At 37.4% G+C, this 4,715-nt stretch carries 2 protein-coding genes, 2 tRNA genes and 3 rRNA genes; 6 read left to right on the top strand and 1 reads right to left on the bottom strand.

All coding sequences use genetic code 11. The features are described from left to right. Positions 1–216: 216 nt before the first annotated feature. The 4 genes from rrf (GAB14E_RS02870) to GAB14E_RS02880 all read left to right on the top strand — a co-directional run bounded on the left by rrf (GAB14E_RS02870) (position 217) and on the right by GAB14E_RS02880 (position 1,011). Positions 217–331 (top strand): 5S ribosomal RNA (gene rrf, locus GAB14E_RS02870). A 112-nt stretch (positions 332–443) separates the two neighbouring features. Next, a 5S ribosomal RNA gene (gene rrf / locus GAB14E_RS02875) occupies positions 444–558 on the top strand. A gap of 41 nt (positions 559–599) precedes the next feature. After that, positions 600–684, top strand: a tRNA-Tyr gene (locus GAB14E_RS0123460). Positions 685–927: 243 nt separating this feature from the next. Then, a tRNA-Tyr gene (locus tag GAB14E_RS02880) sits at positions 928–1,011 on the top strand. 16 nt (positions 1,012–1,027) lie between these two features. Here GAB14E_RS02880 and GAB14E_RS02885 read toward each other — a convergent pair. Continuing rightward, positions 1,028–2,623, bottom strand: coding sequence for a response regulator (locus GAB14E_RS02885; RefSeq protein WP_033084132.1), 1,596 nt, complete (start codon positions 2,621–2,623; stop codon positions 1,028–1,030). Between the two features lie 91 nt (positions 2,624–2,714). Between GAB14E_RS02885 and GAB14E_RS02890 the strand changes: the two genes are divergently transcribed. Both GAB14E_RS02890 and GAB14E_RS0123455 read left to right on the top strand, forming a co-directional pair. Beyond that, positions 2,715–3,965 carry a DEAD/DEAH box helicase gene (locus GAB14E_RS02890; protein ID WP_033084131.1) on the top strand — a complete coding sequence of 417 codons (1,251 nt, stop codon included), beginning with the start codon at positions 2,715–2,717 and terminating at the stop codon, positions 3,963–3,965. 654 nt (positions 3,966–4,619) lie between these two features. Continuing rightward, positions 4,620–4,715 (top strand): 16S ribosomal RNA (locus tag GAB14E_RS0123455); the annotation flags it as partial.

The following is a 4,715-nucleotide window of genomic DNA, read 5'->3' as shown; positions in this document are numbered from 1 at the left end:
GGTGTGTAAGGACTGCGAGGTCTTGAGCTAACTGATACTAATTGCCCGTGAGGCTTAACCATACAACACCCAAGTAGTTTTGAACTATGAAGTGATTTGTATGAAGACTGACACAACTATTACCTTAGGGTAAAATCACGTACTTACGTGTTACTTGAAACTAAAAACGATATTTATTGCTCTTGAGCAAAGCTTTCTAAGATTGTACCTTTTTTGTTTAGCGACAATAGCGCTGTGGTCCCACCTGATCCCTTTCCGAACTCAGAAGTGAAACGCAGTTGCGCCGATGGTAGTGTGGGAGTTCCCATGTGAGAGTAGGACATTGCTAGACTTCTAATTTGTGCTTAGGCACTGAGAAACCCGTAGTTAAAGCTACGGGTTTTTTTCTAAAGTTTTATTTGTTTAACTTATTTATATAGTAAATTAAGCAATTAAAGTTTTTGTTTAGCGACAATAGCGCTGTGGTCCCACCTGAACCCTTTCCGAACTCAGAAGTGAAACGCAGTTGCGCCGATGGTAGTGTGGGAGTTCCCATGTGAGAGTAGGACATTGCTAGACTCCTAATTCTTATCAGCAGCAGCTGATAAAAATGGCCCCGTGGAGGGGTTCCCGAGTGGCCAAAGGGATCAGACTGTAAATCTGACGGCTCAGCCTTCGGTGGTTCGAATCCACCTCCCTCCACCATATATTCCTTAGGAATAACTAAAAACCAGCTAATAGCTGGTTTTTTTTTGTGTTTTTTTCGTTAGTTAAATCATACCTTATTAAGCACATCATATGATATTTCCACTATTCAAATGCAACAATATTGAGTTTGAAGCACAAATGCTGATGGTAATGTGCCATATGTCGAAGATAGACTCATGTGAGACTTGGATATTGCTTGATTTCTAATTCATATCAACTTAGTTGCTAAAATGGCTCCATGGAGGGGTTGCCGAGTGGCCAAAGGGATCAGACTGTAAATCTGACGGCTCAGCCTTCGGTGGTTCGAATCCACCTCCCTCACCATATTCCGCTAGGAAGATTAAATACCAGCGATCTGCTGGTATTTCTTTTGCATTTTTTTCAGTCTTTCTAATTCATTATTATTAAGACGTACATGTGTCATCTCAAGTAATAATATTTTTGCCCTTTGAAAGTTAGATACTAAGGTTTTGTTACTTTCAAATGAAACTAATAAAACCTGGATTAGGTTCAGCTTTATAGCGATGTGCTTAGGAAACTTTGTTGAAGCATCTTGAAGCTTGATGATTGCTTCGCTGTATTTATTTTCGGAATACAAACTTAATGCGAGTTCAATTTCAGCTTGTGCTTTATCTTTAATACTTACAACTGATTGGGATTCTTGAATAGCTGTGTACTGTTCGCAGGTTATGAGTAACTGGCTTGCTAAATTGTATTTTTTTAATTTCTTCAACGTTAAGGAAATAGCTGCCAACCTTTCTGCAGATATATTTGATTGCTCTTTTATTAATAGCTCTTCACCTAGAACAAGTTCATTATTTGCTAATACGTCTTCTTTTGATATATCGAATAAGCAAGCTCCCAGAAAATGAGAATGTATTTTTATATCACTTGCTTTAAAGTCTCTAGTCATTTTCCTCAAAAAAGTTAAAGCTTTGTTATTAACCTTCCTTGCATCAACTAATGGTAGTGAGGGAGCATGTTCAATTAAGGCTTGAACATATTTGACCGTATTATCTGCACAATGATGAATAGAATTGTGAGCTAACTTGTAATTACTTTCATAAGCCGTTGTCGCTTTATCAAAATGTTCGTTATGGGTACAGAGTTGAGCATATTTTTTTAGTCTTGTTAATGACCGGGGCGATAAAGAAAGTGCCTGTTCTAATATTTCTTCAGCGAGAATATAGTGAAACTGTTCTTCATATGTTATTGCCAACCAGTCATAGCTAGACAAATAAAGAGGATTGTTTTTAATTAATAACTTAAAGAGCTTCTCAGCATGCTTTAGTTTATTTTCTTGTAGCGCAACTTTTCCTAATCCTATGGTCGCCCACTGACAATTCCCTTGATTTTGATAAGCAATATAAATTGCTTTAGCCTCTTTAAATTCTTGTAATTCAAAGTACTGTCTTGACATTATTCCTAAGCACTCAGCTTTATAGGGACTATTTACAGATAAAGCTTGCTTGCATCGTTGTATTACGAGTGTGGGGTTATTGTCATCGAGTGCTTGGTAAATCTGTGCCATGGCCTTTTTTTTATGTAAACAATGCCTTAACCGTTTATCTAGATCGCTGAGTGAATAAGGTTTACATAAATAGTGGTCAGGTTTGTGTTCTAAAGCGGCAAGAACCATAGCTTGCGAAACTTCAGCTGTTATTAAAATGACGATACAGTGACGGTTGATATAGCCATTAACTCTTAACTCTTCAAGAATCTGTTGGCCGTTCTTTTGGTTTTCTCCTAGGTCATAACCCAATAAGATAACGTCGTACAACTTTTGCTGACAAATTGCTGCTACATCTTGAGCATAATGCGTACTATCAACGTGTTTCGTTGTTAAACGCATAACAAATTGTTTTAAAATTTCTTGTGATGGTTTGATGTTATCAACAATCAAGAAACGCATGTTGTCATAATTGGCTATCGTCATAACGTCCTTAATGTCAAATACTCTAATAACAGGAATAGTAATACCTGACTTCTGATACAATTAGTCAATTAAAAATTCACTGGCTAAACATATGACCTTTTCTTCTTTTTCTTTAGACACGGTATTATTACGTGCAATTACCGAATCTGCTTATGATGAGCCTACAGAAATACAAAAGCAAAGTATTCCTCTCATTTTAGCTAAACATGATGTTATGGCAAGAGCTCAAACTGGAACAGGGAAAACCGCAGCATTTGCGCTGCCAATTCTGCAACGGATACTTATACAGCAGCCATGTGCACAACATGTTAGAGCTTTAGTCTTAACTCCTACTAGAGAGCTAGCTCAGCAAGTATATAAAAGCTTTTGCCATTATGGACAATTCACTCACATAAACATTGGTATTGCTTATGGTGGTGTAAGTACAAAAAATCAAATTGCCGAATTAAAAGCAGGAGTAGATATTTTAATCGCAACTCCTGGCAGACTCATCGATTTACTTAATAGTGAATCAGTAAATTTAGATAAAATAGAAACATTAGTATTCGATGAAGCAGATCGTATCTTAGATATGGGTTTTAAAGAGGAGATAGACCAAATTACCGAACGTCTCCCTAGAAACAAACAAACCCTACTTTTCTCTGCAACCTTTGCTGATGAAATATATAAGATGAGTAAAAATATTTTAGTTGACCCTAAGATAGTTGAAATTGATGAGAAAAATAAAGCCGCGGATGATGTAGAACAAATTGTTTATGCTGTAGATGCTGACCGTAAAAGAGAACTCACATCATACTTAATAGGTTCAAAGAACTGGCAGCAAGTTTTGGTGTTTACTAGAACAAAACAGTGTGCAGATGATTTAGCAAAGGAAATGACTAAAGACGGAGTAAAATCTTCAGCTATCCACGGCGACAAATCACAAGGCGCTCGTGAAAAGGCATTACTTGAATTTAAAGAAGGAAAGGTAAGAGCGCTAATAGCCACAGATGTAGCAGCGAGGGGTATCGATATAAAGGGTCTCAATCACGTCATCAATTATGAATTACCTTACAATGCTGAAGATTACGTCCATCGAATAGGCCGTACTGCTCGAGCTGGTAACTCAGGGCTAGCTGTTTCTTTGGTGAGTATCGGGGAAGAATGGCTACTAACAGCAATTGAAGAACTATTAGATATTCGGTTGTTACAGCAATGGTTACCAGGCTATGAACCAGATCCAACGAAAATTGCTCAACCAAAGAAGAAAACAATAAACAAAAAAAATGCTCGAAAAGATGCTTTGTCATCTGGGAATAAGACTAACCAAAGGAGACCAACCCCAAGAGGGAGACGAAGATAAATAGTAACATTTAGACGTCACTGTTCCCTTTATGACCACAATTGATATGTATACTACGCGAATAGCGGTATTTGTAACCGAACAAACACAAAACTGAAATTAACCCTTGTACTGAACTAAAAAATCTCTACAATGCGTTTCAGTTCCAAGGGGTTCAGGTGAGAACCTTAGCCAAGTGGATGTTTTGATAAGTTATCTACTTGCTTTTAAGCTAAACCAGTTAACTTAACGTCTCGTTTTAAGGTGTTTTAAAATACTTTACTTTAAATAGAAAAAAACGTTGACATCAAAACTCGGAAGCGTATTATACGCCTCCTGCTTCGGGGCAATAGCAACGAGCAACACTGATTAACCACACGGTTTTCAGTTCAGGTGAAGAGCGAATGCGACTCTCATCTACGTTTCAATTGAAACGTTTTCTTTAACAATTAGTTATCATGCAATTTGTGTGAGCACTCACATTAATGTTGTTTTACATAGTTTTCCTTCGGGAGAACAAAAACGCTTAATGAATGATGTTCATGCAAATAAATATAGTTACTTAACTTCGGTTAGGTAGCGACTATGTAATGCGCTATTTACTTAGGTAGATAGCACGACAGAATTCATTGAGCAGTAACACATCACTTGTGATGAGGTTACACAAACGATTTTTAATTGAAGAGTTTGATCATGGCTCAGATTGAACGCTGGCGGCAGGCTTAACACATGCAAGTCGAGCGGTAACAGAGATAGCTTGCTATCTGCTGA

Source organism: Colwellia psychrerythraea (assembly GCF_000764185.1).
Lineage (GTDB): Bacteria > Pseudomonadota > Gammaproteobacteria > Enterobacterales > Alteromonadaceae > Colwellia > Colwellia psychrerythraea_B.
Note: the sequence above shows the minus strand (reverse complement) of the source record. Positions and strands in the feature narration are given on the sequence as shown.

Excerpts from the sequence above, each read along its gene's own strand:
- GAB14E_RS02885 (WP_033084132.1), bottom strand. The coding sequence starts at position 2,623 with ATGACGATAGCCAATTATGACAACATGCGTTTCTTGATTGTTGATAAC.
- GAB14E_RS02890 (WP_033084131.1), top strand. The coding sequence starts at position 2,715 with ATGACCTTTTCTTCTTTTTCTTTAGACACGGTATTATTACGTGCAATT.